This is a genomic window from Kumtagia ephedrae (assembly GCF_003012745.1).
Taxonomy (GTDB): Bacteria; Pseudomonadota; Alphaproteobacteria; order Rhizobiales; family Rhizobiaceae; genus Kumtagia; species Kumtagia ephedrae.
In genome coordinates this window covers 207446-232408 of sequence record NZ_PXYK01000005.1, presented here as the reverse complement: position 1 = coordinate 232408, position 24963 = coordinate 207446, and the positions used below count along the sequence as shown (strand labels likewise).

Below are 24963 nucleotides of genomic sequence, written 5' to 3'. Positions count from 1 at the left end.
CCTCCCGGGGAGAGGAGCGCTGGCCGCAAGGTGAGCGCCTATCGCTGGAACTGCGCATTCGCCCCAAGTGTGGGAGAGGGGCTCGAAGGGCCGGTGAGGGTTGCGTTTCGCAGCACAACGCCCGCGGCATCAGCCCTTGTGATGCACCTCCTGCAGGCCGTAGACCGGCGTCGGGATGCCTTCCTGCCGCGCCTTGAGCTGCAGCGCCAGGAACTGCGAATAGTGGCGCGACTGGTGCAGGTTGCCGCCGTGGAACCACAAACCCTCCTGCTGCGTCGGCTTCCACATGTTGCGCTGCTCGCCCTCCCAGGGACCGGGATCCTTGGTCGTGTTGGAGCCGAGACCCCAGCATTTGCCGACCTTGTCGGCCACCTCGCGCGAGATCAGCTCGGCCGCCCAGCCGTTCATCGACCCGTAGCCGGTGGCGTAGACGATCACGTCGGCCGGCAGCCTTGTGCCGTCCTCCAGCAGCACCGCGTCCTCGGTGATCTCCTTCACGCCGGAGCCGCTCTTCAGCTTGATCGAGCCGTCGATGACGAGATCGCAGGCGCCGACGTCGATATAATAGCCGGAGCCGCGCCGCAGATATTTCATGAACAGGCCGGAGCCGTCGTCGCCCCAGTCGAGCAGGAAGCCGGCCTTCTCCAGATCCGCGTAGAACTTCTGGTCGCGATCCTTCATCTGCCGGTAGAGCGGGATCTGGAACTCGTGCAGGATTTTGTAGGGCAGCGAGGCGAAGATCAGGTCGGCCTTGGCGGTGGTCATGCCGTTGCGCACCGCCTGCTCGGAATAGAGCGCGCTCAGCCCGACCTCCATCAGCGTCTCGGAGCGCACGATGTGGGTGGACGAACGCTGCACCATGGTGACGTCGGCGCCGGCTTCCCACAGCGCCGCGCAGATGTCGTGGGCGGAGTTGTTGGAGCCGATGACGACCGCCTTCTTGCCGGCATAGGCGTCCGGCCCCGGATGCCGCGAGGAATGGTGCTGGTCGCCCCTGAATTTTTCCATGCCGGGGAATTTCGGCAGGTTGGGCCTGCCGGACATGCCGGTCGCCAGCACGAGCTGCTTCGGCTTCAGCACGATCTCCTTGCCGTCGCGCTCGACCACGACGGTCCATTCCCCTGCGGCCTCGTCGTAACTGGCCTTCTTCGCGGTCGTGGAGGTCCAGTAGTTGAGCTCCATCACCCTGGTGTACATCTCCAGCCAGTCGCCGATCTTGTCTTTTGGCGAGAACACCGGCCAGTTCTTGGGGAAGTCGATATAGGGCAGGTGATCGTACCAGACGGGGTCGTGCAGGCAGAGCGACTTGTAGCGCTTGCGCCAGCTGTCGCCGGGGCGCTCGTTCTTCTCGACGATGATGGTGGATACGCCGAGCTGCTTCAGCCGGGCGCCGAGCGCGATGCCGCCCTGGCCGCCGCCGACGATGACGCAATAGGGCTGGCGGCTGAAGCCGAGTTCGGCGATCTCCTCCTCGCGCTCCTCCTTCCACGACTTGCGGCCCTTGCCGTGACCGTGCTTGGCGCCGAGCGGGCGGGTGAAGCCGGCCTTCTCCTCATGCCCCTTCAGCTCGGCCATGGTGGTGAGCAGCGTCCAGATCTTACCGTCCTTCAGCCGGATCTGGCCGTAGCCGCGCGCCACCTTCGTCTCGAAGCTGATCCAGCCTTCCAGCAGCCCGTCCGCCTCTGCGGCGTCCTCGCCCTCGGCAACCGCCCAGTTCGACGGCCCGACATCGGCGAGTCGGCTCTTCAGCATGTCGCGGATCTGCTCCTTGCCCTCCATCGTCCTGATGTTCCAGGTGAAGGCGACGAGGTCGCGCCAGTAGCAGTCGTCCTGGAACAGCGACACCGCGGCGTCGATGTCGCCGGAGGCCAGGGCCGCGCCGAACTTTTCGAGAAGTCCGGCGAGTTTCTGGTTCGGGGCCTTGTCGAGCATGCATTCCTCCCTTCACTGGCTGTCCGGCCGACGGCGAACTCGAACGTCGACGCAACGGTTCACCGCCACGTCCTGCATCCGGTGCTGCGAATTTCCTCCGTGACGCGGCGATCGCGAGCGTGACCGAGACATGCCTCCTGCATACCCCAATGTCGCGCGCGGCCTCCTCCACGCCGAAATCCGATGGCCGCCGACGATCATACGGAATGAGCGCGCGATGACCAGAGCAAGGCCTTTCGACTTTCGGTCAGAGGGCGGTGGAGGGTCCCCGGACGGTGCGCCGATGGACGCAGCGGACGGTCTGCATATTGGAGAAGTTCGAATGGTGGGCGTGACAGGGATTGAACCTGTGACCCCTACGATGTCAACGTAGTGCTCTCCCGCTGAGCTACACGCCCATCCGAATGCCGCGCATACACCATGTTTGATCGGGCGCGTCAATAGTTCCGATGGCGGCTATTTGCGCCGGCGCAGGCAGGTCGCTCTGCCGGGCGAAAACCGCGTTCAGGCGGCCTGCAGCATCTTCTCCACCTCGCTCACGAGCTCGCGCAGATGGAAGGGCTTCGACAGGATCTTGGCATCCTTCGGCGCCTTGGAGTCGGGGTTCAGCGCCACGGCGGCGAAGCCGGTGATGAACATGACCTTGAGGTCCGGGTCGATCTCGGTGGCGCGGCGGGCAAGCTCGATGCCGTCCATCTCCGGCATGACGATGTCGGTCAGGAGCAGCGAGAACGGCTCCTCGCGCAGCCGCTCGTAGGCGCTGGCGCCGTTGTCGAAATCGCTCACGTCGTAGCCGGCGCGCTCCAGCGCCTTGACCAGGAACCGGCGCATGTCGTCGTCGTCTTCCGCCAGCAGGATGCGTGCCATGTCTTCCCGTCCGAATCAGTTCGGCGAGCCGTCGCCGGACGGCCCGTTAACCATGACTTGTATATGAAGAGCGGCGGGTAAATATCAAGTGAATGCCTGCGGTTCCGCGGGGCCGGGCGAAGCTGGACACGGGCCGCGGCAGATGGCAGTTTCGAACAATGGTGTACCGAGTCCAGGAACAGCGCAGATGACCACCGCCGCCGACTTCGGCGCGGTCGCGCCTTTCGAGATTCGCGCCGCCGCCGAGCAGCGGGTGCCGTTCGTCTTCAACTCGCCGCACAGCGGCCGCTACTATCCCGAGCGCTTCCTGGCGATGACCAGGCTCGACGCGACCGCGATCCGGCGCTCGGAGGATTCTTATGTCGACGAGCTTTTTGGCGGCGCGGTGGCGCTGGGGGCTCCGCTGCTGGCCGCCAACTTTCCGCGCGCTTATCTCGACGTGAACCGCGAGCCGTGGGAGCTCGACCCGCGCATGTTCCACGAGCCGGTGCCGTCCTTCGCCAACATCCGCTCGGCGCGGGTGGCGGGCGGGCTCGGCACCATCCCCAAGCTAGTCGGCGAAGGGCTCGACATCTACCCGTCGCGGCTGCCGCTCGGCGAGGCGCTCGGCCGCATCGAGGGCGTCTACAAGCCCTATCACGACACGCTGAAGCGCCTGCTGGCCGAGACGCATTCGCGCTTCGGTTATGCCGTCCTGGTCGACTGCCACTCCATGCCGGCAAGCATCCGCGTGGGCGACAGCGGCATCCGCCCGGATTTCATTGTCGGCGACCGTTTCGGCGCCTCCGCTTCGGCTTCCTTCGTGGAAGTGGTGATCTCGCTGCTGTCGACGATGGGCTACACCGTCGCCCACAACAAGCCCTATGCCGGGGGGTTCATCACCGAGCATTACGGCCGGCCGGCCCGCAGCCTGCACGCTTTGCAGATCGAGATCAACCGCGGGCTCTACATGAACGAGCGGACGTTTCAGAAGTCGCCCGGCTTCGACGCGCTCGCCGACGATCTCAGCCGCTTCTCAGCCGACCTGATGTCGCTGCCCGACCACGTCTTCGGGGGATTGCCGCTCGCCGCCGAATAGCGTAGCGGGCTCGGCTGGCGCCGGTCAAAAAAAACCGCGTTGTTCGCACAACGCGGTCGAAGTCTAGGGAGGAAACGCCCAAGGAGGGCATGAACAGGGAAACCCTGTTCACCGATAAGCATATTGTGCATCGCACAAATGTCAAGCGACCGTGACGGAATTCTTAATTCAGAGTGATATTTGATATCCCCGTTCGCCCGGTTTGCGATATTTTTGCAACAATCCCGCTGTTGAGAATCCCTGGAAAGGACCTTTCGTGATCGTTCCCGCAGATTTCCTGCGCCGAATCGCCGCCGCGGCGGCGGCCGAAACGCTGCCGCGCTTCCGCAGCCAGGGCGCCGTCGCCAACAAGCTTGCCGCCGGCTTCGACCCGGTGACGGAGGCCGATCGCGAGGCGGAGCATGCGATCCGGGCGATCATCAAGGCCGAGTATCCCGACCACGGCATCCTCGGCGAGGAGCACGGCGCCGAGAACCCGTCAAGCTCGTACCAGTGGATCATCGACCCGATCGACGGCACGCGCGCCTTCATCTCCGGCATTCCGGTGTGGGGCACGCTGGTCGGGCTGACCGTCGACGGTGAGGCGCTGGCCGGGATGATGTCGCAGCCTTTCACCGGCGAGCTCTTCTACGCCACCGGCACCGGGTCCCGCTACGAGGGTCCGGGCGGCGAGCGGGCGCTCGCCACGCGCAAGACAACGGCGCTGGCCGACGCCATCCTGTTCACCACCACGCCGGCGCTGTTCAAGGGCGGGATGCGCGGCTGCTACGACCGGCTGGAGCAGGCGGTCCGGCTCTCCCGCTACGGCACCGACTGCTATGCCTTCGCCATGGTCGCGGCGGGCCAGGTCGACATCGTCACCGATCCGGGGCTGCAATCCTACGACATCGCCGCGCTGATCCCGATCATCGAGCAGGCCGGCGGCGTGGTCACCACCTTCGACGGCGGTCCGGCCGAGGACGGCGGCGACATCGTCGCTGCGGCGACGCCGGAGCTGCACGAGGCGGCGATGGCGATGTTGCGGGGCTGAATGCTCGCCGCCTGTCCGGCCACGGACCGCCGCCTGAAACCTCCTGACAGAGTGGTGTCAGCAGGACCGGACTAGCCTGCAAGCTCAGCGAAATCTTCGCATCGGAGACAACCGCAATGCCGGAACAAGTCATCCACAGCCAGGATACGCAAGCCGAGGGCCATACCGATTTCGATCGCCTGTTCGGGCGCTGGAACGTCCGTCATCGTCGGCTGCAAAAGCGGCTCGAGGGCGACACCAGATGGGACGAGTTCGCCGGCACCAGCGAGACGCGGCCGATGCTCGGCGGCTTCGGCAATGTCGAGGACAATTTGATCGAATTTCCCGACGGCACCTATCGCGCTGCGGCTGTCCGGACCTTCGATCCCGCGACGGGGCTTTGGGCGATCTGGTGGATCGACGGGCGCAACCCATCGGTCATCGACGTGCCGGTGCGTGGCTCGTTCAAGGACGGCGTGGGCACGTTCCTGTGCGACGACGTCTTCGACGGAAAGCCGATCAAGGTTCGCTTCATCTGGTCCGAGATCACCGAAAGCGCCGCACGATGGCAGCAGGCCTTTTCCGCCGATGGCGGCGAAACCTGGGAGACAAACTGGGATATGCGGTTCAGCCGCGCGGCGTGATTCCGCACCGGCACGCGCCGCTTCATGCCTGGCATTCTGGTTGAGGCACGCTGACCGGTCGCCGACTGTCGAGGCGGCGACATCGTGGCGACGGCACCTGAACTGCACCAGCCGGCCGCGCGACTGGTTTGCGCTCGCGTCAATCCGCGGCCTCGACGGCCTCGGCCGCCGATCCCGGGACGAAGGCGTCGAAGGCCGCCAGAAGCTGCTCGCGGTAGCGGTCGGCTTCCTGCAGGATCTCGTGGCGGGCGCCGTCTATGGTGAGCAGCGAGGCGGTCTTCAGCCGTCGGGCGAAATCCTCGATGGCGCGGGTCGACACGACTTCATCGGCGCCCGCCGCCACCACCAGCGTCGGGATGCGGAAGCGCTCAACGAAGGCGGGGCTCTGGATCATGTCGGCGGCGATGCAGGCGGCGCGCACCCAGGAGACGGTGGGGCCGCCGAGCGTCAGCTGCGGGTGGGCCGCCCACAACGACATGTTGCGGCGGTAGCGGTCGGCGTCGGTGGTCAGCTTGTTGGTGCCGAAGGGCGGTGCCTGCTCGGGTCGCCTGCCGCCGGAGGCATAGATGCGGCGCAGGCCGATCCAGTAGAGCAGGCCGAGGATGCGGCGGATGTTCCTCATCGACAATGGCATGCCGACAAGGCCGAGGAACGGCGCGATCAGCACCATGCGCTGCACCCGGTTGGCCAATCGCGGCGCCGCGAGCAGCGCGATCAGCGCTCCGGTCGAATGGGCAAGCACGAAATAGGGACCACGGCAGTCGGGCAGCACGATCTCGGTGAAGAGCTGGTCGAGGTCGTGGGCGTAATGATCGAAGGAGATGACATGGCCGGGCATGGGGTTGCGGATCAGCCGGTCGGACGCGCCCTGGCCGCGCCAATCCATGATCACGCTGCCGAGACCGCGTGCTGAGAGGTCACGGATGGTCTCGAAATACTTCTCGATGCATTCGTTGCGGCCAGGCAGGACGACCACCGTGCCCCGCGCCGGCTGCCCGTCGGGCAGGAAGTGGGCGTAGCGCAGCCGGTAGCCGTCGCGAGTCTTCAGGAAGCCGCCGGCGGCGCGATCCGGGCGTGGATTGCCGGGGATGTCGAAGAAGAGTTCGGTCATTGCGGCTCGCCCGTCGGGGCTGGAAAGTGGCACCCTCGCGAAATTAGGCGCTTGGCCGGCAATTGCAACGGAGCGTTGGACGACGGAGCAGGCCGAAGCCGCCTTACACGGCGTTCCGGCCTTTTCGATCCGGGCGGAAGGGACGATGCACCCGGCTCGGCCCCGTCACGCCGCGCAGGCGCGGCGCTTTCTCGAGACGTCCGAGCCTAGGTCGTGCCGGCTGAACGGCGGCCGAAGGCGCGGTTCATCTCCGGTTCATGAACGCGGATGGCACGGGGATATTCCCTTGAAATGCGCGGAAGCCTCACCCAAATAAATTTTGCGGTCGCCAGAACGGGGCCGCTGATCACTGCGGGATGCCAGTACGGGTCCTCGCGACGGTCAAAACGCCATGTTGCTCAACAGGAGAACAGACAATGCGTCACGTCGATTTTTCCCCTCTCTATCGTTCCACCGTCGGCTTCGACCGGCTCTTCACGCTGCTCGACTCGCTCGGCCAGCCCGAGAACGGTCAGTCCTATCCGCCCTACAACATCGAGCGGACCGGTGAGGACTCCTACCGCATCACCATGGCGGTGGCGGGCTTCGCCGACAGCGACATCGACATCCAGTCGCACCGCAACGTGCTCAGCGTGAAGGGCGAGCGCAAGGAGGAGGGCAACGGCGAAGGCAGCGAAGTGATCTATCGCGGCATTGCCGGGCGCGCCTTCGAGCGCCGTTTCCAGCTCGCCGATCATGTCGAGGTCGTCGGCGCCACCCTCAAGAACGGCCTTCTCCACATCGATCTGAAGCGCAACGTTCCGGAGGAGCTGAAGCCGCGCAAGATCGCCATCGCGGCTGCGCCGGCCAAGGCCAAGCAGATCGAGACCAGCGTCAACTAAGACCGGCTTTGATCTGACGATTGCGGCGGCGCCTTCGGGCGCCGCTTTTCGTTGGTGGTCACTCGCCGGATTTCAGGATGTCGGCATGGCGATGGACCAGCTTCCATGCTTCGTCCTCGCGGCGGAACAGTTCGGTGACGCGCAGGTCCATCGGCACGCGACGGCCGCCCAGCTCTACGATCGCCCGCTGCACGCCGCTCCAGTAGGCGATGTCTCCGGCCTCCGCCGTCTGGTGAACCTCGAACCGGCTCTCGCCGTCCCGGCCGAACTGCAAGACCTTGCCGTCGGGGCCGAAGAAGCTGGCGGGCTCCCGCGCCGTGCTCAACGCCAGCACGGGTTCGCCATCGCCCTGGCAATAGGCCGCCGCCGCCTTCTCGCGCTCTTTCATGAATTCGCTGAATGTCGACATGCGGAAACTCCTTTCCTTCACGGGGGAAAGCAGCCAGGAGCCGCAGGTTCCAAATACGCGCCAGCATCGGGCCGCCGGTGACAGGTCCGGCCGGATCGCCGCGCAGCGACGGGACGGCGCTCAGCTTCGATGCGACGTGAGGCCTGTCCAAAACAGGCCGACGGCCGCGGCGGCGAATGCCAGCAGGATGAGGCCAAAGCCCGCATCGCGGAAGGTCGCGGCATAACCGAAGGACTCGATCCAGGGCTGGCTTGCGAAAGGCGAGGAGAAGTGGCCGATGAACATGCTGGCGGTGACCGTGCCGGCGATGCGCCCGCGCGTCGACGGTGTCGCCACCGAGATCGCCGCCGACATCAGGTTCGGCACGGCGACACCCAGGCCGGCGCCGCAGACCGCCATCGCGATCAGGACCGACGGCATCGTGTCGGATGCTGAAACCAGCAGGAAGCCGAGCGCCATCAGCGCGAGGCCCATGCCGAAGATCGCCGGGATGCTCAGCGAGGCGCGCAAGCGCCCGTAACACAAGGCCGTGCCGGCCATGACGAGGTTGTGCAGGCCGAGTGCCAGGCCGGCGCTGCTCGGGGCAGTCAGGCCGATCGCGCGCATCTGGAACGGCAGTTGCGACGGCACGACGTAGAAGGCGACGTTGATCAGGAAGGACAGAAGGCAAAGTGCGGCCACCGGCAGCCATTTCACCGGCGCTTCGGCTTGGCTTGCGGCGACCGGCGACGCGGCGCCGAAGCGCCTCGGCTCGGTCAGGAACAGGATGACGGCCGGGATGATGGCGAATGCCATCGCATAGACCGCGAAGGGCGCCCGCCAGTGAAAATCGGCCAGCATGCCGCCGCCGAGCACGAAGACGACACCCCCCAGGCCGGTGAAGGCCTGCTGCAGGCCGAGATAGCGCTCGCGCTCCGGGCCGACGAAATAGTCGCCGACCAGCGCGGTGACCAGCGTCATGATGCCGCCGATGGCGACGCCGAGCGCGGCGCGGCCGACGAGCAGCGCGGCGAGGCTGTCGACGAACAGTCCGGAAACGCCTGCGACGCCGTACAGCACGATCGAGGCGGTCAGCAGGCGCAGGCGGCCGTAGCGGTCGGCAAGGCCGCCGATCAGCGGTGCGCAGAAGGCGACGAACAGCGCCGGCAGGGTCAGCACCATGCGGGCGAGCAACTGCACTTTGTCGACCTCGGCGAAAGCGGCCTCGATCGCCGGCAGCGATGGCGAGATCGTCGTGCCGGCCATGATGGTGAGCGTGGCGACCGAAAGCAGCGTCACCTTGCGGCCGAAGCCCGGTTGCCTCGCCGCATGCGTGTCGGTCGCGGCCGATTGGGTTGACGTCACGCTGCTGCTCCGATCACTGGGCCGGCCGGGAGGCGGCCGGTGAGGTGTGCCATTGCCTTCCCTGTAATTCCTCAATCTAGGTTGAGGTCAAGGGCTCAGCGGATAGGAAGCAGAGGCAACTGCTTGGCGCCGGCGTTGCCTTGCTCTCTTCCGCTTTGCTCCGACGCCGGCCTCCTTCGGTGCGTGTGGCCCGATCGCGCGGCCGGGCCCTCTTCAGCCGATCAGCCCCGCCAGCGCATCCACCTCCGCTGCCGTGGTCGCGAAGCTGGTGACCAGCCGGCACATCGTCTCGTCCTCGCCGATCGTGCCGGCGAAGCCGTGCGGCGGAGGCCAGTCGTAGAAGGACGCGCCGGCGGCGAGCGCCATCTGCATCGTCTCCTTCCGCATGATGGCGAACACCTCGTTGGCCTGCGGCTCCCAGGCCAGTCGGGCGTTGTTCGATGCGCGGATCGCGGTGGCCAGACGGGCGGCCATGGCGTTGGCGTGCGCCGCCGTCTCCAGCCACAGGCCGTCGGCGAAATAGGCCTCGAACTGGGCGGCGATGAAGCGCGACTTGGAGAAGAGCTGCGCGGCGCGCTTGCGCAGGAAGGGGAACTCCTCGGCCTTGCCGCGGTCGAACAGCACCACCGCCTCGGCGCACCAGCAGCCGTTCTTGGTGGCGCCGAAGGACAGGATGTCGACCCCGCGCTTCCAGGTCATCTCGGCCGGCGTCGTCTTCAACGCGACCAGCGCATTGGCGAAGCGGGCGCCGTCCATGTGCAGCGGCAGGCCGTATGTCTTGGCCACGTTCGAGATCGCCGCGATGTCGTCGAGCGAATAGACGGTGCCGGCTTCGGTGGCCTGGGTAATGGTCACCGCCGCCGGCCGCCCGGCATGGACGAAGGTCGGCACGAAGCGGCCGATCGCCCGGTCGAGGCTTTCGGCCGAGATGCGGCCCTCGGCGCCGTCGACGGTGCGCAGCCGTCCTCCGCCGCTGAGATATTCGAGCGCGCCGCATTCGTCCTCGATGACATGCGCTTCGCGGTGACAGAAGGAGATGCCGCCCGGAGGGTTGTACAGGCTGAGCGACAGCGCGTTCGCGGCGGTGCCGGTACCAACGAAGAAGACGTCGACCTCGCGCTCGAAGATATCGTTGAACTTTGCCGCGACCGCCTTGTCGAGCGCTCCGCCGCCATAGGCGGCATCGTAGCCGGCAGTGCGTCGCGTCAGGTTCTCGGCGACCCTAGGGTGGGCGCCGGCCCAATTGTCGGAAGAAAACTGCATGCGAAGGTCCATGGGTCGATCAGGCGGGAAGGGCGACAAGACGCCATTCCGCGGCGGCTTTCAAGGGCCAGGACGTGCTTGGGCGGCAGGGCAGGTTCCAGCTGCTCCGCGACCGGAAGTTGCGCGAAACGTCGCGCCGGAAGACATTTTCTTTCGCGGTGCTCATGGTTTGTTTCCAATTCGGTCTTGTGCGGGGCGCCGGTTTCTGTCATAAGAAATTTAGGACAGCAGTGCTGTCTTATTTATCCGCGCAGTAGTCGCCGGATCGAGCGCGTCAAATGCGCCGTTCCGGCTCGTTCTGTGACCAGTACCCGCATTGCCGGATTGACAGGGAGCCGGTCTGCGGGCGCTATCCGGTGCGACGAAGACGCGGTGAATTCGAGAGACCACCGTAACCCGATCCCGATGCCGCCGGCCTGACCGGCGGCGGACGCCGGGGAAGCGGAAGACGACGGAGGACCGAGCGATGACGGACATGCCATTTGCGACGCGCGCGCGGCAGTTTGCCGCCCCGACCAATGCCGTCGCCGCCAAACGCGTTCCCGGCGCCCAGGGCCTGTACGATCCGCGCAACGAGCATGACGCCTGCGGCGTCGGCTTCATCGCCCAGATGAAGGGAGTGAAGTCGCACCAGATCGTCAAGGACGGGCTCGCCATGCTCGAGAACCTGACGCATCGCGGCGCGGTCGGCGCCGACCCGCTGATGGGCGACGGCGCCGGCGTGCTCGTTCAGATTCCCGACCGCTTCTACCGCGAGGAGATGGCCAGGCAGGGCATCGAGCTGCCGCCCGCCGGCCAGTACGGCGTCGGCCACTGGTTCATGCCGCGGGACGCGGCGCTGCGCGAGCACGTCAACGAGATCATCGCGGAGTCCGCGCAATCCGAGGGGCTGCCGCTCATCGGCTTCCGCGATGTGCCGGTCGACAATTCCTCGCTGTCGAAGGCGCCGGACATCGTCGCCTCGGAGCCGTTCCACCGGCAGGTATTCATCGGCCGCCCGCCCGACATTACCGACGACGAGGAGTACGAGGCGCGGCTCTATCTGCTGCGCAAGGTGATCTCCGGCCGCATCTATGCCGAGAACGACAACAGGGACATCGGCTCCTACTGCGTGTCGCTGTCGGCGCGCACCATCATCTACAAGGGCATGTTCCTGGCCTACCAGGTCGGCGCCTATTACAAGGATCTGTCGGATCCGCGCTTCGAGACGGCGCTGATCCTCGTCCACCAGCGCTTCTCCACCAACACGTTTCCGTCGTGGAAGCTGGCGCATCCCTACCGCATGGTCGCCCACAATGGCGAGATCAACACCGTGCGCGGCAACAACAACTGGATGGCGGCGCGCCAGGCCTCGGTCGACAGCGAACTGTTCGGCAACAACATCTCCAAGCTCTGGCCGATCTCCTACGAGGGGCAGTCGGACACGGCCTGCTTCGATAACGCGCTCGAATTCCTGTTCCAGGGCGGCTACAGCCTGGCGCATGCGATGATGATGCTGATCCCGGAAGCCTGGGCCGGCAACAAGTCGATGGATGCCGAGCGCAAGGCCTTCTACGAGTACCACGCCGCCCTGATGGAGCCGTGGGACGGCCCGGCCGCGGTCTGCTTCACCGACGGGCGGCAGATCGGCGCGACGCTCGACCGCAACGGGCTGCGGCCGGCGCGCTACATCGTCACCGACGACGACCGGGTCATCCTGGCCTCGGAGGCCGGCGTGCTGCCGATCGAGGAGAAGCATATCGTCCAGAAGTGGCGCTTGCAGCCGGGCAAGATGCTGCTGATCGACCTGGTCAAGGGCCGCATCGTCTCCGATGACGAGATCAAGTCGGAGATCGCCCGGAAGCATCCCTACCGCGACTGGCTGAAGCGGACCCAGCTCGTGCTGGAGGATCTGAGCCCGGTCGAGCCGCGCGCGCTGCGCAGGGATGTCTCGCTGCTCGACCGCCAGCAGGCCTTCGGCTACACGCAGGAGGATGCGAAGCTGCTGATGTCGCCGATGGCGACCACGGGCCAGGAGGCCGTCGGCTCGATGGGCACCGACACGCCGATCTCGGCCATGTCGGACAAGTCGAAGCTGCTCTACACCTATTTCAAGCAGAACTTCGCGCAGGTCACCAACCCGCCGATCGATCCGATCCGCGAGGAGCTGGTGATGAGCCTGGTCTCCTTCATCGGGCCGCGTCCGAACATCTTCGATCTGGTCGGCAATTCGCGCCGCAAGCGGCTCGAGGTGCGCCAGCCGATCCTCACCAATGGCGATCTCGAGAAGATCCGCTCGATCGGCCATACCGAGGACCGCTTCGACACCAAGACGCTCGACGTCACCTACGCGGCGACGGAAGGCGCTTCCGGCATGCCGGGTGCGGTCGACCGCCTGTGCGACCGTGCCGAGGCGGCCGTGGCCGGCGGCTACAACATCATCATCCTGTCCGACCGCCAGGTCGGGCCGGACCGCATCGCCATCCCGGCGCTGCTGGCGACGGCGGCGGTGCACCATCACCTGATCCGCAAGGGCCTGCGCACGTCGGTCGGCCTCGTGGTCGAATCCGGCGAGCCGCGCGAGGTGCATCATTTCTGCTGCCTGGCCGGCTACGGCGCCGAGGCGATCAATCCCTATCTCGCCTTCGACACGCTGCTCGACATGCACAAGCGCGGCGAGCTGCCCGCCGAGGTCGACGCCTACGAGGTGGTCGGCCGCTACATCAAGTCGATCGGCAAGGGCATCCTCAAGGTCATGTCCAAGATGGGCATCTCGACCTACCAGTCCTATTGCGGCGCGCAGATATTCGACGCGATCGGGCTGAAGTCCGATTTCGTCGAAAAGTACTTCACCGGCACGGCGACGACGATCGAGGGCGTCGGGCTGGACGAGGTGGCGGCCGAGACCGTGCTGCGCCACGGCGACGCCTTCGGCGACGACCCGGTGCTGCGCAACAATCTGGAGGTCGGCGGCGAGTATCTGTTCCGCATGCGCGGCGAGGCGCATGTCTGGTCGCCCGACGCCGTCGCCTCGCTGCAGCATGCCGTGCGGCAGGGCTCGTGGGACACCTTCAAGGAATTTTCCGAGCAGATCGACAGCGAGATCGCGCGGGCAAAGTCGATCCGCGGCCTTTTCAACATCAAGCTGGCGGAGGCCAGCGGCCGCAAGAAGGTGCCGCTCGACGAGGTGATGCCGGCCGCCGAGGTCGTGCGGCGCTTCTCCACCGGTGCCATGTCGTTCGGCTCGATCAGCCGCGAGGCGCATACCACGCTGGCGCGCGCCATGAACCAGATCGGCGGCAAGTCGAACACCGGCGAGGGCGGCGAGGAGCCGGACCGCTACCTGCCGCTGCCCGGCGGCGGGGCCAACCCAGAGCGCTCGGCGATCAAGCAGGTGGCGTCGGGCCGCTTCGGCGTGACCACGGAGTATCTCGTCAACTCCGACATGATGCAGATCAAGGTCGCGCAGGGCGCCAAGCCGGGCGAGGGCGGGCAATTGCCCGGCCACAAGGTCGACGCGACCATCGCCAAGACCCGCCATTCGACGCCGGGCGTCGGCCTGATCTCGCCGCCGCCGCACCACGACATCTATTCGATCGAGGATCTGGCGCAGCTCATCTTCGACCTGAAGAACGTCAACCCGGAGGCCGACGTGTCGGTCAAGCTGGTCTCGGAAGTCGGCGTCGGCACGGTCGCGGCAGGCGTCGCCAAGGCGCGCGCCGACCACATCACCATCGCCGGCTACGACGGCGGCACCGGCGCCTCGCCGCTGACCTCACTGAAGCATGCCGGCTCGCCGTGGGAGATGGGGCTGGCGGAGACGCACCAGACGCTGGTGCTGAACGGCCTGCGCTCGCGCGTGGCGCTGCAGGTCGACGGCGGCCTGAGGACGGGCCGCGACGTCATCATCGGCGCGCTGCTCGGGGCCGACGAATTCGGCTTCTCGACGGCGCCGCTGATCGCCGCCGGCTGCATCATGATGCGCAAGTGCCATCTCAACACCTGCCCGGTCGGCGTGGCCACGCAGGACCCGGTTCTGCGCAAGCGCTTCAAGGGCACGCCCGAGCACGTCATCAACTACTTCTTCTTCGTGGCCGAGGAGGTGCGTGAGCTGCTGTCGGAGATGGGCTTCTCGCATCTCGACCAGATCGTCGGAGCCTCCGACCTGCTGGAGAAGCGGGAGCTTATCGACCACTGGAAGGCCAAGGGGCTCGACTTCAGCCGCGTCTTCTTCAAGCCGGACGCGCCGGCCGAGGCGACGCACTGGACCGAGCGGCAGAAGCACCCGATCGACGACGTGCTCGACCGCACGCTGATCGAGCAGGCGCGGCCGGCGCTGGAAAGCAGGCTTCCGGTGAAGATCGAGATGCCGATCCGCAACGTCGACCGCTCGGCGGGGGCCATGCTCGCCGGCGAGGTCGCCAAGCGGTTCAGGCACAAGGGACTGAAGGACGGCACGATCTCGGTGAAGCTCACCGGCACGGCCGGCCAGTCCTTCGGCGCCTTCCTGACGCGCGGCATCACCTTCGAACTGGTCGGCGACGGCAACGACTATGTGGCCAAGGGACTGTCGGGCGGCCGCCTCATCATCCGGCCCGCCGATGATGCCCGCATCGTCGCGGAAGAATCGATCATCGTCGGCAACACCGTGCTCTACGGCGCCATCGCAGGCGAGTGCTACTTCCGCGGCGTCGCCGGCGAACGTTTCGCCGTCCGCAACTCCGGTGCCGCGGCGGTGGTCGAGGGCGTCGGCGACCATGGCTGCGAATACATGACCGGCGGCGTGGTGGTCGTGCTTGGCCGGACGGGGCGCAATTTCGCGGCCGGCATGTCGGGCGGCGTCGCCTATGTGCTCGACGAGGGCGGCGACTTCGCCAACCGCTGCAACATGGCGATGGTCGAGCTCGAGCCCGTCCCCGAAGAGGACGACATGCTGGAGAAGCTGCACCATCACGGCGGCGACATCGCCCACAAGGGCCGCGTCGACGTGTCGGGCGACATGACCAGGCATGACGAGGAGCGGCTGGTGCAGCTCATCTCCAACCATGCGCACTACACCGGCTCGACGCGCGCCAAGGCGATCCTCGAGGACTGGGCGGCCTACAGGCCGAAATTCCGGAAGGTGATGCCGGTCGAGTATCGCCGCGCGCTGCAGGAGATGGAGCGGCTCAGGATGAACGTGGCGGCGGAGTAGCCTTCTTCTTGAACCAAAACCTGGTATGGCATATGTCTAAGCATATGCCATACGGAGGCCGCGATGCTGAACAAGCCCAAGACTGAGCAACGCGCCCGCGTCTTCCGGAATGGACGAAGCCGCGCGATCCGCATACCGAAGGAGTTCGAATTTGAAGGTGACGAGGTCACGATCCGCAAGGAAGCAGATGGAAGCTTGACTGTGATTCCGGACAGGCGCGAACGCTCTCCGAAGGAGATCATCGAGTGGTTGCGTCAGCAGCCCAAGCTGACAGAGGATGATTTCCCGGACATTGATGACAGCGACATGCTGCCTTTGGACGATATCAAGCTATGAGCGGCTACATGCTCGACAGCAATGTTCTCATTGATGTTGCGCGAGAACCTGATGGCGTCGTCGGAAAGCGGTTCCAGACGATGACCAAAGGACACATGGGCATCAGTGTGATCGTGTCAGGCGAGATCAGGTACGGAATGAAGAAGCGACCCGACGCGCGCTCCAATCCGAGTATGGCCTATCTGTTGAGCAGCCTGCGCATTGATGAACTGGAGCCGGAAGTCGGCGACGTTTATGGAGATATTCGCGTTAAGGTCGAGCGGATCGGCAAGGGGCTGTCGCCAAACGATCTCTGGATCGCGGCTCATGCCATGGTTCGCGATGCGGTGCTTGTAACCAGCGACGCGGCCATACAGGAGGCTGACATCGCGGGATTGAAATTAGAGAACTGGCGAGACGATATCGCCGGGCAGGAACGGAACTAGAATGGGCAAGGTAACTGGTTTTCTCGAGATCGACCGGCAGGTGCACAAGTACCAGCCGGCCTCCGACCGCATCCGGCACTTCCGCGAGTTCACGCTGCCGATGTCGGACAAGGAGGTCGAGAAACAGGCCGCGCGCTGCATGGATTGCGGCGTGCCGTTCTGCCACGGCCCGACCGGCTGCCCGATTCACAACCAGATCCCGGACTGGAACGACCTCGTCTACGCCGGCGACTGGGAGAACGCGATCCGCAACCTGCACTCGACCAACAATTTCCCGGAGTTCACCGGCCGCATCTGCCCCGCGCCGTGCGAGGAAGCCTGCACCCTCAACCTGGAGGACATCCCGGTCGCCATCAAGACGATCGAGCAGGCATTGGCCGACAAGGCCTACGAGCTCGGCATGGTCCGGCCGCAGCCGCCTGAGAGCAAGACGGGCAAGCGCGTCGCCGTCGTCGGCTCCGGCCCGGCCGGCATGGCGGCCGCCCAGCAGCTGGCGCGTGTCGGCCATGACGTCCATGTCTACGAGCGCGAGTCGAAGCCGGGCGGGCTGATGCGCTTCGGCATCCCCGACTTCAAGATGGAGAAGCATTTCATCGACCGCCGCGTCGAGCAGATGCGCGGCGAGGGCGTCACCTTCCATTGCGGCGTCAATGTCGGCGTCGACAAGACCATCGACGACCTGCTCGCCGGCCACGACGCCGTGCTCTATTGCGGCGGCTCCGAGACGCCGCGCCCGGCAGGCATTCCAGGTGCCGATCTCGACGGCGTGCATGATGCGATGCCTTATCTGGTGCAGCAGAACAAGCGCGTCGGCCACGAGGACATCCAGTCGGTCGCATGGCCGGCCGAGCCGATCCTCGCCGGCGGCAAGCATGTGGTTGTCGTGGGCGGCGGCGACACGGCGTCCGACTGCGTCGGCACGGCGTTCCGGCAGGGCGCGGTGCGGGTCACCCAGCTCGACATCCGCCCGCAGCCGCCGGAGAAGGAGAACAAGCTGACGGTCTGGCCCTACTGGGCGACCAAGATGCGCACCTCGTCTTCCCAGGCCGAGGGCGCGGAGCGGGAGTTCCAGGTGGCCACGCTGGAGTTTATCGGCGAGGACGGGGCGCTGACCGGCGTAAAATGCTGCGAGGTCGACGAGAAGCGGCAGCCTATCGCCGGCACGGAATTCGTCATCCGCGCCGATCTCGCCTTCATCGCCATCGGCTTCGCCGGTCCCTTTGCCGACAGCGTGCTCAAGGAACTGGACGGGCGGCTGCAACTCATCAAGGACATGCGGCGCTCGACCAATGTCGCCGCCAACGACCGGGACTACCGCACCAGCGTCGACCGCCTCTACGCCGCGGGCGATGTTCGACGCGGCCAGTCGCTGGTCGTGTGGGCGATCCGCGAAGGCCGGCAGGCCGCGCGCTCGATCGACGAGGCGCTGATGGGCGCGAGCGTCCTGCCGCTTTGACCCGGCGCCTTATTCCGCGGTGACGGGCATCACCCCCCGTCGGTCGGCCTGCGTCGACGCGGTGGCGGTGCCGTCCCGCGCCGGCTGAGGCACGGCCGCCGCCTGTCCGCGCGGCCACGAGAAATCGTCCGCCCGTCCCGCTACCGTCGCGTCGTCCGCCGCGGCCGCCGGGCGCGCCGGCGTTTTCGGTCGGGACGAAGCGGTGGCGCCGAGCAGCTCGGTGCCGCCGTCGAGCTCCGGATCGTTGAGCGCCATCGGCACGGTTCGGTCGGTCGGGACCATCGGTCCGGTCCCGCCGGGGGGCACTCCCTCCACGCCGGGTCCTGTCGGCGCACCCGCTCCCGCCTCGCCGAGAAGCCGCTTGAGCGGCTTTTCGGCATAGAAGGCGAGCTTGCGCTTGCCCGCCGCCGTGAAGTTGATGCCGTCGCCCGAGCGCAGCCGCACCGGCTGGCCGCTGATGTCGGCGCCGCTGGTGATGAAGCTGCCCTTTTCGTCGACGAAGCCTTCCCAGACGTCGATGAACTCGGCGCCGACATCCGCCGCGACCTTGCGGTAGATGTCGTTGAGCGCAAGCATGTCGGATGTTGCCTTGGGCGATTTGAAGGGTGTTGTGCCGACCCAGACGAACGGCACGTCCGTCGCCCAGATGGCACTGGCGAAGCTTGCGGCGCGCGCCGAGTATTCGCGCGTCCAGGCCTCCGACCGTAGCGTCTCGCGCCTGTCGCCGATCCGCATCTGCTGGCGGTCGTTGGCGCCGACCAGCGCAACCACGACGGCCGGCTTCTCGGTTGCCACGATGCCGGCCACGTTGCCCGGCCAGTCGAAATGATCTTCGCGGACGAAGCCGGATGCGCCGTTGGTGCGGTCGACGACGCGAACCCGCGGGTTCTCCGCGAACAGCATGTCGAGCCCTTCGGCCAGCCCGCCTCCGATGAAGTCGCCTATCACGAGGACGACCTTGGCGTCCGGCGCCTTGGGATCGATGACGATCTCGGGCTCGACGACCCGCTTGATCGCCGTCTTGCGTTGCGGCGGCTTGGTGCGCGGCGTCGACGGTTTGCGCAGCCGCTCCCCCGGCTCGCGCCACTGGCGCGGCTCCATGCGCTGGGCGCGGCGGGGAAAGAACAGGTTACGGAGCGACCAGGGGCGCGCTTCCTGGGCGAGCGCCACCGGTGCCGACGCCGCGACGAAGCCGACGGCCAGCAGCCCCGCCACCGCGGCGGCGATGGCGAAGCCTATCCAGACGAACCGTCTTCGCGGTATCTCCCGCAATCCGTTCTCCGATCTACCTCTGGCGCAGCACCCGCAGCACTTCCATGCTGGGATGGCCGTCGGCCTCGAGCCCGGCCTGGACCTGGAACGCCTTGATGGCGCTGCGCGATCCCTCGCCGATCTTGCCGTCCGGCTTGCCGTCGTAATAGCCGTGCGCGCTGAGCCGCTGCTGCAGCTCCTGCTTCTCGCTGAAGGAGAGCTTGGTGAAGGGCCGGTTCCAGTCCTGCGCAAGCTGCCCGTAACCGGCGATCTGGTCGGCCAGCAGGCCGACGGCGATCGCGTATTTGTCGGCGTTGTTGTAGCGCTTGAGGACGAAGAAGTTGCGCGTCATCAGGAAGGCCGGGCCGCTCCTGCCGTCCGGCACCTTCAGCTCGGCCTTGTCGCCGCCGTTGCGGAAAGGCTTGCCGCTGGCGCGCGTGACGCCGAGGCTTTGCCATTTCGACAGGGTCACCGAGCCGCTCGGGAATTTCCGGCCGGCCGGCAGCGCCACCTCGTAGCCCCAGGTCCTGCCGGTCTGCCAGCCGTTCTTCCTCAGAAGGTTGGCAGCGGTGGCGAGCGCGTCGGGAACCGAGTTCCAGATGTCGCGATGGCCGTCGCCGTCCATGTCGACGGCATAGGCCTGGTAGGAGGTCGGTATGAACTGCGTGTGGCCCATCGCGCCGGCCCAGGAGCCGGTCAGGTGGCTCTCGTCGATGTCGCCCGATTGCAGGATTTTCAGGGCGGCGATGAGCTGCGTGCGTGCGAACTTCGCCCGCCGCTTGTCGGCATAGGCGAGCGTCGACAGCGAGCGGACGACGTTGCGCATCACCTTGTCGTTCTTCAGGATCTCGCCGTAGTTGGACTCCATCGACCAGATGGCCAGCAGGATGTGGCGGTCGACGCCGTAGCGGGCCTCGATCCTGTCGAGCCATGGCTTCCACTTCTTCGCCATGGCGCGGCCGACCTGGACCGAGTGCTCATGCACGCGGTTGTCGAAATAGTCCCAGACGGGTGCGGTGAATTCCGGCTGGTAGCGTGCTTTCTCGATCACCTCCGGATCGGGAGCGGTGACGCCGCGGAAAGCCCGGTCATAGGTCGCCCTGGAGACGCCGCTTTCGGCCGCCGTGGCGCGGAAGCCCGCGACCCAGCGCTGAAAGCCGGCATCGGCGAAAGCCGGGCTCGCGGCGGCGAGAAGGGCGAGCGACAAGCCGGCGGCGGCCACCACGCTTGCAACGCGTCTTGCGGTCGTGCGAACGAGCATGTGTTCCTCCAATACGAACTCAGGGATACCCATTCATCACAGGAGGCGGTTAGCGATCAGTTTACCATAGGCCGGCCGGAACGAAAATTTCCGACGGAAGTTCTAAGCGACACCCCATGTTGTCTTTCGCCATGAACTAATCTTAAATTCCGGCATCAAGATGTCTCGTCGCTCCCTACGGGGGCGTCCCTAGAAACGGATCAAATTGCGGCATGAAGCGAGTCAGAAAAGCTGTTTTCCCGGTGGCCGGCCTCGGCACCCGATTTCTTCCCGCGACCAAATCGATTCCCAAGGAGATGCTCACCGTCGTCGACAGGCCAGTAATCCAGTATGTCGTGGACGAGGCTCGCGAGGCGGGCATCGAGCATTTCATTTTCGTCACGGGCCGTAACAAGGCCGTGATCGAGGACCATTTCGATCTCCAGTTCGAACTCTACGACACGCTGTCGCAGCGCGGGAAGACCGAGCAGCTCGACTATCTGAAGCGCCTGCAGCCGGGGCCCGGCCAGACCAGCTTCACGCGCCAGCAGGTTCCGCTCGGGCTCGGGCACGCGGTCTGGTGCGCGCGTGACCTTGTCGGCGACGAGCCCTTCGCGCTGCTTCTGCCCGACATGATCATGCAGTCGGAGAAGAGCTGCCTGAAGGGCATGGTGGAGCTCTACGGGAGCACCGGCAACAACATCGTCGCGGTCCAGGAATGCGACCCGGCCGAGGCCCACAAATACGGCATCGTCGGCAAGGGCAACGATGTCCATACGGGTTTCGAGATCACCGGCATGGTGGAGAAGCCGAAAGCGGGCACGGCGCCGTCCAACCTGTTCATCAACGGCCGCTACATCCTCCAGCCCGAGATATTCGGGGTGCTGGAGAATCAGGAGCGGGGCGCCGGCAACGAGATCCAGCTCACCGACGCCATGCTGAAGCTGGAGAAGCGTCAGCCCTTCTTCGGCTACCATTATCGCGGCGGCACCTATGACTGCGGCTCGCCGGAGGGTTTCGTCGAGGCCAACATCGCCTTCGCGCTCGCCCGCCCGGACATGCGGGCCGGCGTGCTCGCCATGCTCGACCGGCTGATCGCCGACCTCGATCCGTCCGGCCGTAAGCAGGCCGCGGAGTAGACCGGCCGGACCGCGAGGTCCCGGAATCAGCGTTGCAGCTTGACGCCGAGGAAGACGCTGTTGGCCTCGTAGCCGCGGCCCTCGATCGTGCTGGTCTGGCTTTCGTGGCGCAGCCGCCCGGTCAGGCCGGCATAGCGGTTCAGCCACCAGGTGGCGCCGAGCTGGGCATTGAACAGGATGTCGTGGTCGTCGCTGCCCGAATAGTCGCGGTAGCTGGCGCCGACCTCGGCGCTCGCCGTCAGGTTGGAGCGGACCTGCCGCTCGACGATGATCTTGCCGGAGTGCAGCAGTGATCCGCTCTCGCCGGCGGTCGTCGTGCCTTCCACCGTGGTGGAGGCCGACAGGTCGACCCGGGTGGCGCGCTCCGGCTCCCAGGTCAGCAGGGCGTTGAGGGTCGGACCCTCGATCGGCGTCAGGCGGTCGTCCTCGAATTTTTCCCGGATCCAGCCGGCGGACAGCTCGCCGTTCAGCTTCTCGCTGTGGTTCACCTCGACGCCGCCGCGCGCCCCGAACCGGTCGGAGGAGCGGCGGAAGCCGCTGCTGTCGACGTCCTCGTCGTAGAACCGGTGGCCGCCCTCCACTTCGACGAACGGCGTCAGCGCCGGCGATATCTCGTAGCCGCCGCGCAGCGTCAGCGTCGCCAGGGTGGCGTTGCGGTCGTCCTGCGACAGGGTGGTGCCGTCAGACAGGTCGGCCTCGCCATATACGTCGCGCTCGACGCGGCCGGTGATGCCGAAGCGTGCCTTGCCGACGTCCTTCTCCAGGCCGAGGCTGCCGCCGAAGGTCTGCCGGACGGGGTCCTCGACCGTGCCTTCGATGACGACGGGCGAGGCAGCTGTCTCCGGCGCGCGCTCGTAGGTCAGCGTGGCCCGGCCGCGCAGCTCCTCATTGATGTCGAGGTCGAGCGCGGCGACGCCGCCGGCCCGCGTCTCGCTGATCTCGTAGCCGGACAGCGTTTCGCGGAACGTCGCATAGGCGTCGAGCGTGGCGAAATGGCGCGTCCAGTCCGAGATGGCGTTGAGGCGCAGCGTCGTTTCGGAAAGGACCGCCTCCTGCCCGTCGACGCTGTAGTCGGCGTTGGAGGTCGTGGTTATGCCTTGCTCGATGGAAGGCCGCAGTACGAAGGTGCCGACTCTGATGCCCAATGGAGCGAACGGGTTGTCGTCCGGCTTCAGCGGATCGAGGTCCTCGATTGCCTCGAGGCGGCCGGCACCCTCCGGCACGCTGATCCGCTCGGCCGGTCCGATCGCCTCGGTGCGGATGGTGCCCGTGGTCGTGTCGTCCTGCCCATCCCGGCCGATCGGCTCCTGTGCCGTCGCGCGCTCCGCCGGTTCGCTTGTCCGCGACGCCGCCGCCTTGCGGTCGCGTGCTGTGGAAGGCGGCCTGGCCCTGGGGATAGGCAGATCCTCGGTGAAGGCGCCGCGCTGCTCCTGCGGCTGGCCGAACAGGCTGGTGGTGCCGTCGGCATTCACCACGGCGGGATCGTCCGGAACGGCGCCCTCGCTGGCCGGCACGTAGACCGGAGCTTGTTGGGCATCCTGGCCGGGGTTCGGCGGCTGTCCAGGCTGCCGCCCCGGCTGCTGGGCACCCGCGTTGCCCTCCGACCGCATGGCGCCGCGCAGCCCGCCAGCCTCCTGGCCGGCCGCCGGCAGCGCCATCGCCAGGCCGCAGGCGGAGGCGAGCAGCAGGCCGAATGTCGCGGCGCGCAGGCTGGACGGTATCTGTGTGCGAACCCGCGGCATGAATACCCAATGCTTCGGCAGCGCCAGCGCGCCATGCTTACCGAACCGTAAATCGGGATGGTTAACGTTGGGTTGAGGGTGCGCCGGATTGACGTCGATGCGTCTTCCCGATGGACAGCGGCGCCTCAAAGCGCTAAGCGCATCAACCATGCCTTTGGGGACACTTAAGAAGCAGTCGGACCATTCATCCGCCATCGCCTCGGCGCTCAGGACCGTCGCGATGGAGCAGGCCGGCGTGAACGCGCTGGCGGAAGCCCTGCAGAATGGCCTGTCGCAGCCCTTCGCCGAAGCGGTCGACATCATTTCCGGCATCAACGGCCGGGTGATCGTCACCGGCGTCGGCAAGAGCGGCCATATCGGCTCGAAGATCGCGGCGACGCTCGCCTCGACCGGAACGCCGGCCTTCTTCGTCCATCCGGCGGAGGCCAATCACGGCGATCTCGGCATGATCGCGCGCGACGACGCGATCATCGCCATGTCCTGGTCGGGCGAGACGGCCGAGCTCAAGGGGATCATCGCCTACTCCCGCCGCTTCTCCATCCCGCTGATTTCGGTGACGTCGGGTGCCAATTCGGCGCTGGCGCGCGCCTCCGACGCGGTGATCCTGCTGCCCAGGATGCCGGAAGCCTGCCCGCACGGGCTGGCGCCGACGACCTCGACGCTACAGCAACTGGTGATTGGCGACGCGCTCGCGATCGCGCTGCTGGAGATGCGCGGCTTCACGCCGGATCATTTCCGTACCTTCCATCCCGGCGGGCAGCTCGGCGCCAGCCTGACGAAGATCCGCGACGTTATGCACCAGGGAACCGAAATTCCCATGGTCGCGTCCGGCACCAGCATGATGGACGCGATCGTCGCCATGTCCAGCAAGCGCTTCGGCTGCGCGGTCATCGTCGACCCGGCGGGAGGCCTTGCGGGCATCATCACCGACGGCGACCTGCGGCGCCGCATCGGCGAGGACCTGCCGTCGAAGACCGTCGACCAAGTGATGACGCGCAATCCGAAGACGGTGGGGCCCGACATGCTCGCCGCCGCCGCGCTGCAGCTCATCCAGACGGCGTCGATCACGGCGCTGGTCGTGATCGAGGACGACAAGGTGGTCGGCTTCGTCCACCTGCACGACCTCTTGAAGATCGGCGCCGCCTGAGCGGACGGCGAGGCTTCACTCGGCGACAGTCGCGGGCGGCAGCCGGGTAACGGCGATCACACCGCGACCACCACCAACTCCAGGTCGTCGACGGATACCACCTTAACCCGCGCTCCGGCCGGCAGGTCGGGACCCCTCACGCGCCACAGCGTGTCGCCGAGCTGGATGCGGCCGTAGCCCTCGCGGATCGGCTCGGTCAGCGTCGCGGTGCGGCCGACCAGCTGCTCGCCGCGGCGGTTGAGCAGCGGCTGGTCGCTCTCGGCCTCGCGGCCGGCCATGATGCGGCGCCCGGCATAGGCGGCGGCGAGCGACAGCGCCAGAAAGACCAGCACCTGCACCTGCCAGTGCCAGAAGGCGGCGTCGCCCAGCACCAGCGAGATCGCGCCGACGACAAGCGCGGCGAGGCCGATCCACAGCAGGTAGAAGCCGGGCGTGACGATCTCGATCGCCAGCAGCAGCAGGCCGAGCACCATCCAGTTCCAGGGGCCGAGCTCGGTGACGAGCCACTCGATCATC

General features: G+C 66.6%; 20 protein-coding genes and 1 tRNA gene. 10 read left to right on the top strand and 11 right to left on the bottom strand.

Features of this window, described 5'->3' with window-relative positions; translation table 11 throughout:
• Positions 1-129 precede the first annotated feature (129 nt).
• From C7I84_RS07230 to cpdR, 3 genes are all read right to left on the bottom strand, one after another.
• Complete coding sequence (locus C7I84_RS07230; protein ID WP_106771476.1) at positions 130-1932, bottom strand: NAD(P)/FAD-dependent oxidoreductase; 1803 nt, start codon at positions 1930-1932, stop codon at positions 130-132.
• 323 nt (positions 1933-2255) lie between these two features.
• Positions 2256-2330, bottom strand: a tRNA-Val gene (locus tag C7I84_RS07225).
• A gap of 106 nt (positions 2331-2436) precedes the next feature.
• Positions 2437-2799, bottom strand: coding sequence for a cell cycle two-component system response regulator CpdR (gene cpdR / locus C7I84_RS07220; protein ID WP_106771475.1), 363 nt, complete (start codon positions 2797-2799; stop codon positions 2437-2439).
• A 187-nt stretch (positions 2800-2986) separates the two neighbouring features.
• Here cpdR and C7I84_RS07215 point away from each other — a divergent pair, with 187 nt between their 5' ends.
• The 3 genes from C7I84_RS07215 (at position 2987) to C7I84_RS07205 (ending at position 5530) form a co-directional block, all read left to right on the top strand.
• Positions 2987-3877, top strand: a complete 891-nt coding sequence (locus tag C7I84_RS07215; RefSeq protein WP_425351304.1) for an N-formylglutamate amidohydrolase — start codon at positions 2987-2989, stop codon at positions 3875-3877.
• Positions 3878-4133: 256 nt separating this feature from the next.
• Complete coding sequence (hisN, locus tag C7I84_RS07210; RefSeq protein ID WP_106771473.1) at positions 4134-4907, top strand: histidinol-phosphatase; 774 nt, start codon at positions 4134-4136, stop codon at positions 4905-4907.
• Between the two features lie 116 nt (positions 4908-5023).
• Positions 5024-5530, top strand: a complete 507-nt coding sequence (locus C7I84_RS07205; RefSeq protein WP_106771472.1) for a DUF1579 family protein — start codon at positions 5024-5026, stop codon at positions 5528-5530.
• Positions 5531-5669: 139 nt separating this feature from the next.
• On the opposite strand, the gene C7I84_RS07200 is transcribed toward C7I84_RS07205, so the two are convergent.
• The gene (locus C7I84_RS07200; protein WP_106771471.1) at positions 5670-6641 is read right to left on the bottom strand and encodes an alpha/beta fold hydrolase; all 972 of its coding nucleotides are present in this window, start codon (positions 6639-6641) and stop codon (positions 5670-5672) included.
• A 416-nt stretch (positions 6642-7057) separates the two neighbouring features.
• On the opposite strand from C7I84_RS07200, the gene C7I84_RS07195 reads away from it, so the two are divergent.
• Positions 7058-7522 carry an Hsp20 family protein gene (locus C7I84_RS07195; protein ID WP_106771470.1) on the top strand — a complete coding sequence of 155 codons (465 nt, stop codon included), beginning with the start codon at positions 7058-7060 and terminating at the stop codon, positions 7520-7522.
• A gap of 58 nt (positions 7523-7580) precedes the next feature.
• On the opposite strand, the gene C7I84_RS07190 is transcribed toward C7I84_RS07195, so the two are convergent.
• The 3 genes from C7I84_RS07190 to C7I84_RS07180 all read right to left on the bottom strand — a co-directional run bounded on the left by C7I84_RS07190 (position 7581) and on the right by C7I84_RS07180 (position 10538).
• Complete coding sequence (locus C7I84_RS07190) at positions 7581-7931, bottom strand: YybH family protein (RefSeq protein WP_106771469.1); 351 nt, start codon at positions 7929-7931, stop codon at positions 7581-7583.
• 120 nt (positions 7932-8051) lie between these two features.
• Positions 8052-9275, bottom strand: a complete 1224-nt coding sequence (locus tag C7I84_RS07185) for an MFS transporter (protein ID WP_245428338.1) — start codon at positions 9273-9275, stop codon at positions 8052-8054.
• A gap of 213 nt (positions 9276-9488) precedes the next feature.
• Positions 9489-10538: a threonine aldolase family protein gene (locus C7I84_RS07180; protein ID WP_106771541.1), complete on the bottom strand. Its 1050-nt coding sequence runs from the start codon at positions 10536-10538 to the stop codon at positions 9489-9491.
• Between the two features lie 466 nt (positions 10539-11004).
• Between C7I84_RS07180 and gltB the strand changes: the two genes are divergently transcribed.
• The 4 genes from gltB (at position 11005) to C7I84_RS07160 (ending at position 17928) form a co-directional block, all read left to right on the top strand.
• Positions 11005-15711: a glutamate synthase large subunit gene (gltB, locus tag C7I84_RS07175; RefSeq protein ID WP_106771468.1), complete on the top strand. Its 4707-nt coding sequence runs from the start codon at positions 11005-11007 to the stop codon at positions 15709-15711.
• Positions 15712-15774: 63 nt separating this feature from the next.
• Entirely contained in the window at positions 15775-16047 is a 273-nt protein-coding gene (locus C7I84_RS07170; RefSeq protein WP_106771467.1) for an antitoxin, read from the top strand.
• Positions 16044-16472: a PIN domain-containing protein gene (locus C7I84_RS07165; RefSeq protein ID WP_106771466.1), complete on the top strand. Its 429-nt coding sequence runs from the start codon at positions 16044-16046 to the stop codon at positions 16470-16472. Before C7I84_RS07170 ends, C7I84_RS07165 begins: the two co-directional genes overlap by 4 nt.
• Before the next feature lies 1 nt (position 16473).
• Positions 16474-17928: a glutamate synthase subunit beta gene (locus tag C7I84_RS07160; RefSeq protein ID WP_106771465.1), complete on the top strand. Its 1455-nt coding sequence runs from the start codon at positions 16474-16476 to the stop codon at positions 17926-17928.
• Between the two features lie 9 nt (positions 17929-17937).
• Here the strand turns inward: C7I84_RS07160 and C7I84_RS07155 are convergent, their stop codons facing one another.
• Both C7I84_RS07155 and C7I84_RS07150 read right to left on the bottom strand, forming a co-directional pair.
• Positions 17938-19200: an SGNH/GDSL hydrolase family protein gene (locus C7I84_RS07155; protein ID WP_106771464.1), complete on the bottom strand. Its 1263-nt coding sequence runs from the start codon at positions 19198-19200 to the stop codon at positions 17938-17940.
• A 13-nt stretch (positions 19201-19213) separates the two neighbouring features.
• The gene (locus tag C7I84_RS07150; protein ID WP_106771463.1) at positions 19214-20440 is read right to left on the bottom strand and encodes a lytic murein transglycosylase; all 1227 of its coding nucleotides are present in this window, start codon (positions 20438-20440) and stop codon (positions 19214-19216) included.
• A 212-nt stretch (positions 20441-20652) separates the two neighbouring features.
• Between C7I84_RS07150 and galU the strand changes: the two genes are divergently transcribed.
• Positions 20653-21558, top strand: coding sequence for a UTP--glucose-1-phosphate uridylyltransferase GalU (galU, locus tag C7I84_RS07145; RefSeq protein ID WP_106771462.1), 906 nt, complete (start codon positions 20653-20655; stop codon positions 21556-21558).
• 26 nt (positions 21559-21584) lie between these two features.
• Here the strand turns inward: galU and C7I84_RS07140 are convergent, their stop codons facing one another.
• Positions 21585-23300, bottom strand: coding sequence for an outer membrane beta-barrel protein (locus tag C7I84_RS07140; RefSeq protein ID WP_106771461.1), 1716 nt, complete (start codon positions 23298-23300; stop codon positions 21585-21587).
• A 148-nt stretch (positions 23301-23448) separates the two neighbouring features.
• Between C7I84_RS07140 and C7I84_RS07135 the strand changes: the two genes are divergently transcribed.
• A complete protein-coding gene (locus tag C7I84_RS07135; RefSeq protein ID WP_106771460.1) occupies positions 23449-24447 on the top strand; it encodes a KpsF/GutQ family sugar-phosphate isomerase in 999 nt (332 codons plus the stop codon).
• A gap of 56 nt (positions 24448-24503) precedes the next feature.
• On the opposite strand, the gene C7I84_RS07130 is transcribed toward C7I84_RS07135, so the two are convergent.
• Positions 24504-24962 (bottom strand): NfeD family protein, encoded by a 459-nt coding sequence (locus tag C7I84_RS07130; RefSeq protein WP_106771459.1) that lies wholly within the window; start codon positions 24960-24962, stop codon positions 24504-24506.
• Position 24963 lies beyond the last annotated feature (1 nt).

Bases quoted from the DNA above. Each gene is read 5' to 3' on its own strand.
- C7I84_RS07230 (WP_106771476.1), bottom strand. From the start codon at position 1,932: ATGCTCGACAAGGCCCCGAACCAGAAACTCGCCGGACTTCTCGAAAAG.
- cpdR (WP_106771475.1), bottom strand. From the start codon at position 2,799: ATGGCACGCATCCTGCTGGCGGAAGACGACGACGACATGCGCCGGTTC.
- C7I84_RS07215 (WP_425351304.1), top strand. From the start codon at position 2,987: ATGACCACCGCCGCCGACTTCGGCGCGGTCGCGCCTTTCGAGATTCGC.
- C7I84_RS07205 (WP_106771472.1), top strand. From the start codon at position 5,024: ATGCCGGAACAAGTCATCCACAGCCAGGATACGCAAGCCGAGGGCCAT.
- C7I84_RS07200 (WP_106771471.1), bottom strand. From the start codon at position 6,641: ATGACCGAACTCTTCTTCGACATCCCCGGCAATCCACGCCCGGATCGC.
- C7I84_RS07195 (WP_106771470.1), top strand. From the start codon at position 7,058: ATGCGTCACGTCGATTTTTCCCCTCTCTATCGTTCCACCGTCGGCTTC.
- C7I84_RS07190 (WP_106771469.1), bottom strand. From the start codon at position 7,931: ATGTCGACATTCAGCGAATTCATGAAAGAGCGCGAGAAGGCGGCGGCG.
- C7I84_RS07180 (WP_106771541.1), bottom strand. From the start codon at position 10,538: ATGCAGTTTTCTTCCGACAATTGGGCCGGCGCCCACCCTAGGGTCGCC.
- gltB (WP_106771468.1), top strand. From the start codon at position 11,005: ATGACGGACATGCCATTTGCGACGCGCGCGCGGCAGTTTGCCGCCCCG.
- C7I84_RS07170 (WP_106771467.1), top strand. From the start codon at position 15,775: ATGCTGAACAAGCCCAAGACTGAGCAACGCGCCCGCGTCTTCCGGAAT.
- C7I84_RS07165 (WP_106771466.1), top strand. From the start codon at position 16,044: ATGAGCGGCTACATGCTCGACAGCAATGTTCTCATTGATGTTGCGCGA.
- C7I84_RS07160 (WP_106771465.1), top strand. From the start codon at position 16,474: ATGGGCAAGGTAACTGGTTTTCTCGAGATCGACCGGCAGGTGCACAAG.
- C7I84_RS07150 (WP_106771463.1), bottom strand. From the start codon at position 20,440: ATGCTCGTTCGCACGACCGCAAGACGCGTTGCAAGCGTGGTGGCCGCC.
- galU (WP_106771462.1), top strand. From the start codon at position 20,653: ATGAAGCGAGTCAGAAAAGCTGTTTTCCCGGTGGCCGGCCTCGGCACC.
- C7I84_RS07140 (WP_106771461.1), bottom strand. From the start codon at position 23,300: ATGCCGCGGGTTCGCACACAGATACCGTCCAGCCTGCGCGCCGCGACA.
- C7I84_RS07135 (WP_106771460.1), top strand. From the start codon at position 23,449: ATGCCTTTGGGGACACTTAAGAAGCAGTCGGACCATTCATCCGCCATC.
- C7I84_RS07130 (WP_106771459.1), bottom strand. From the start codon at position 24,962: ATGATCGAGTGGCTCGTCACCGAGCTCGGCCCCTGGAACTGGATGGTG.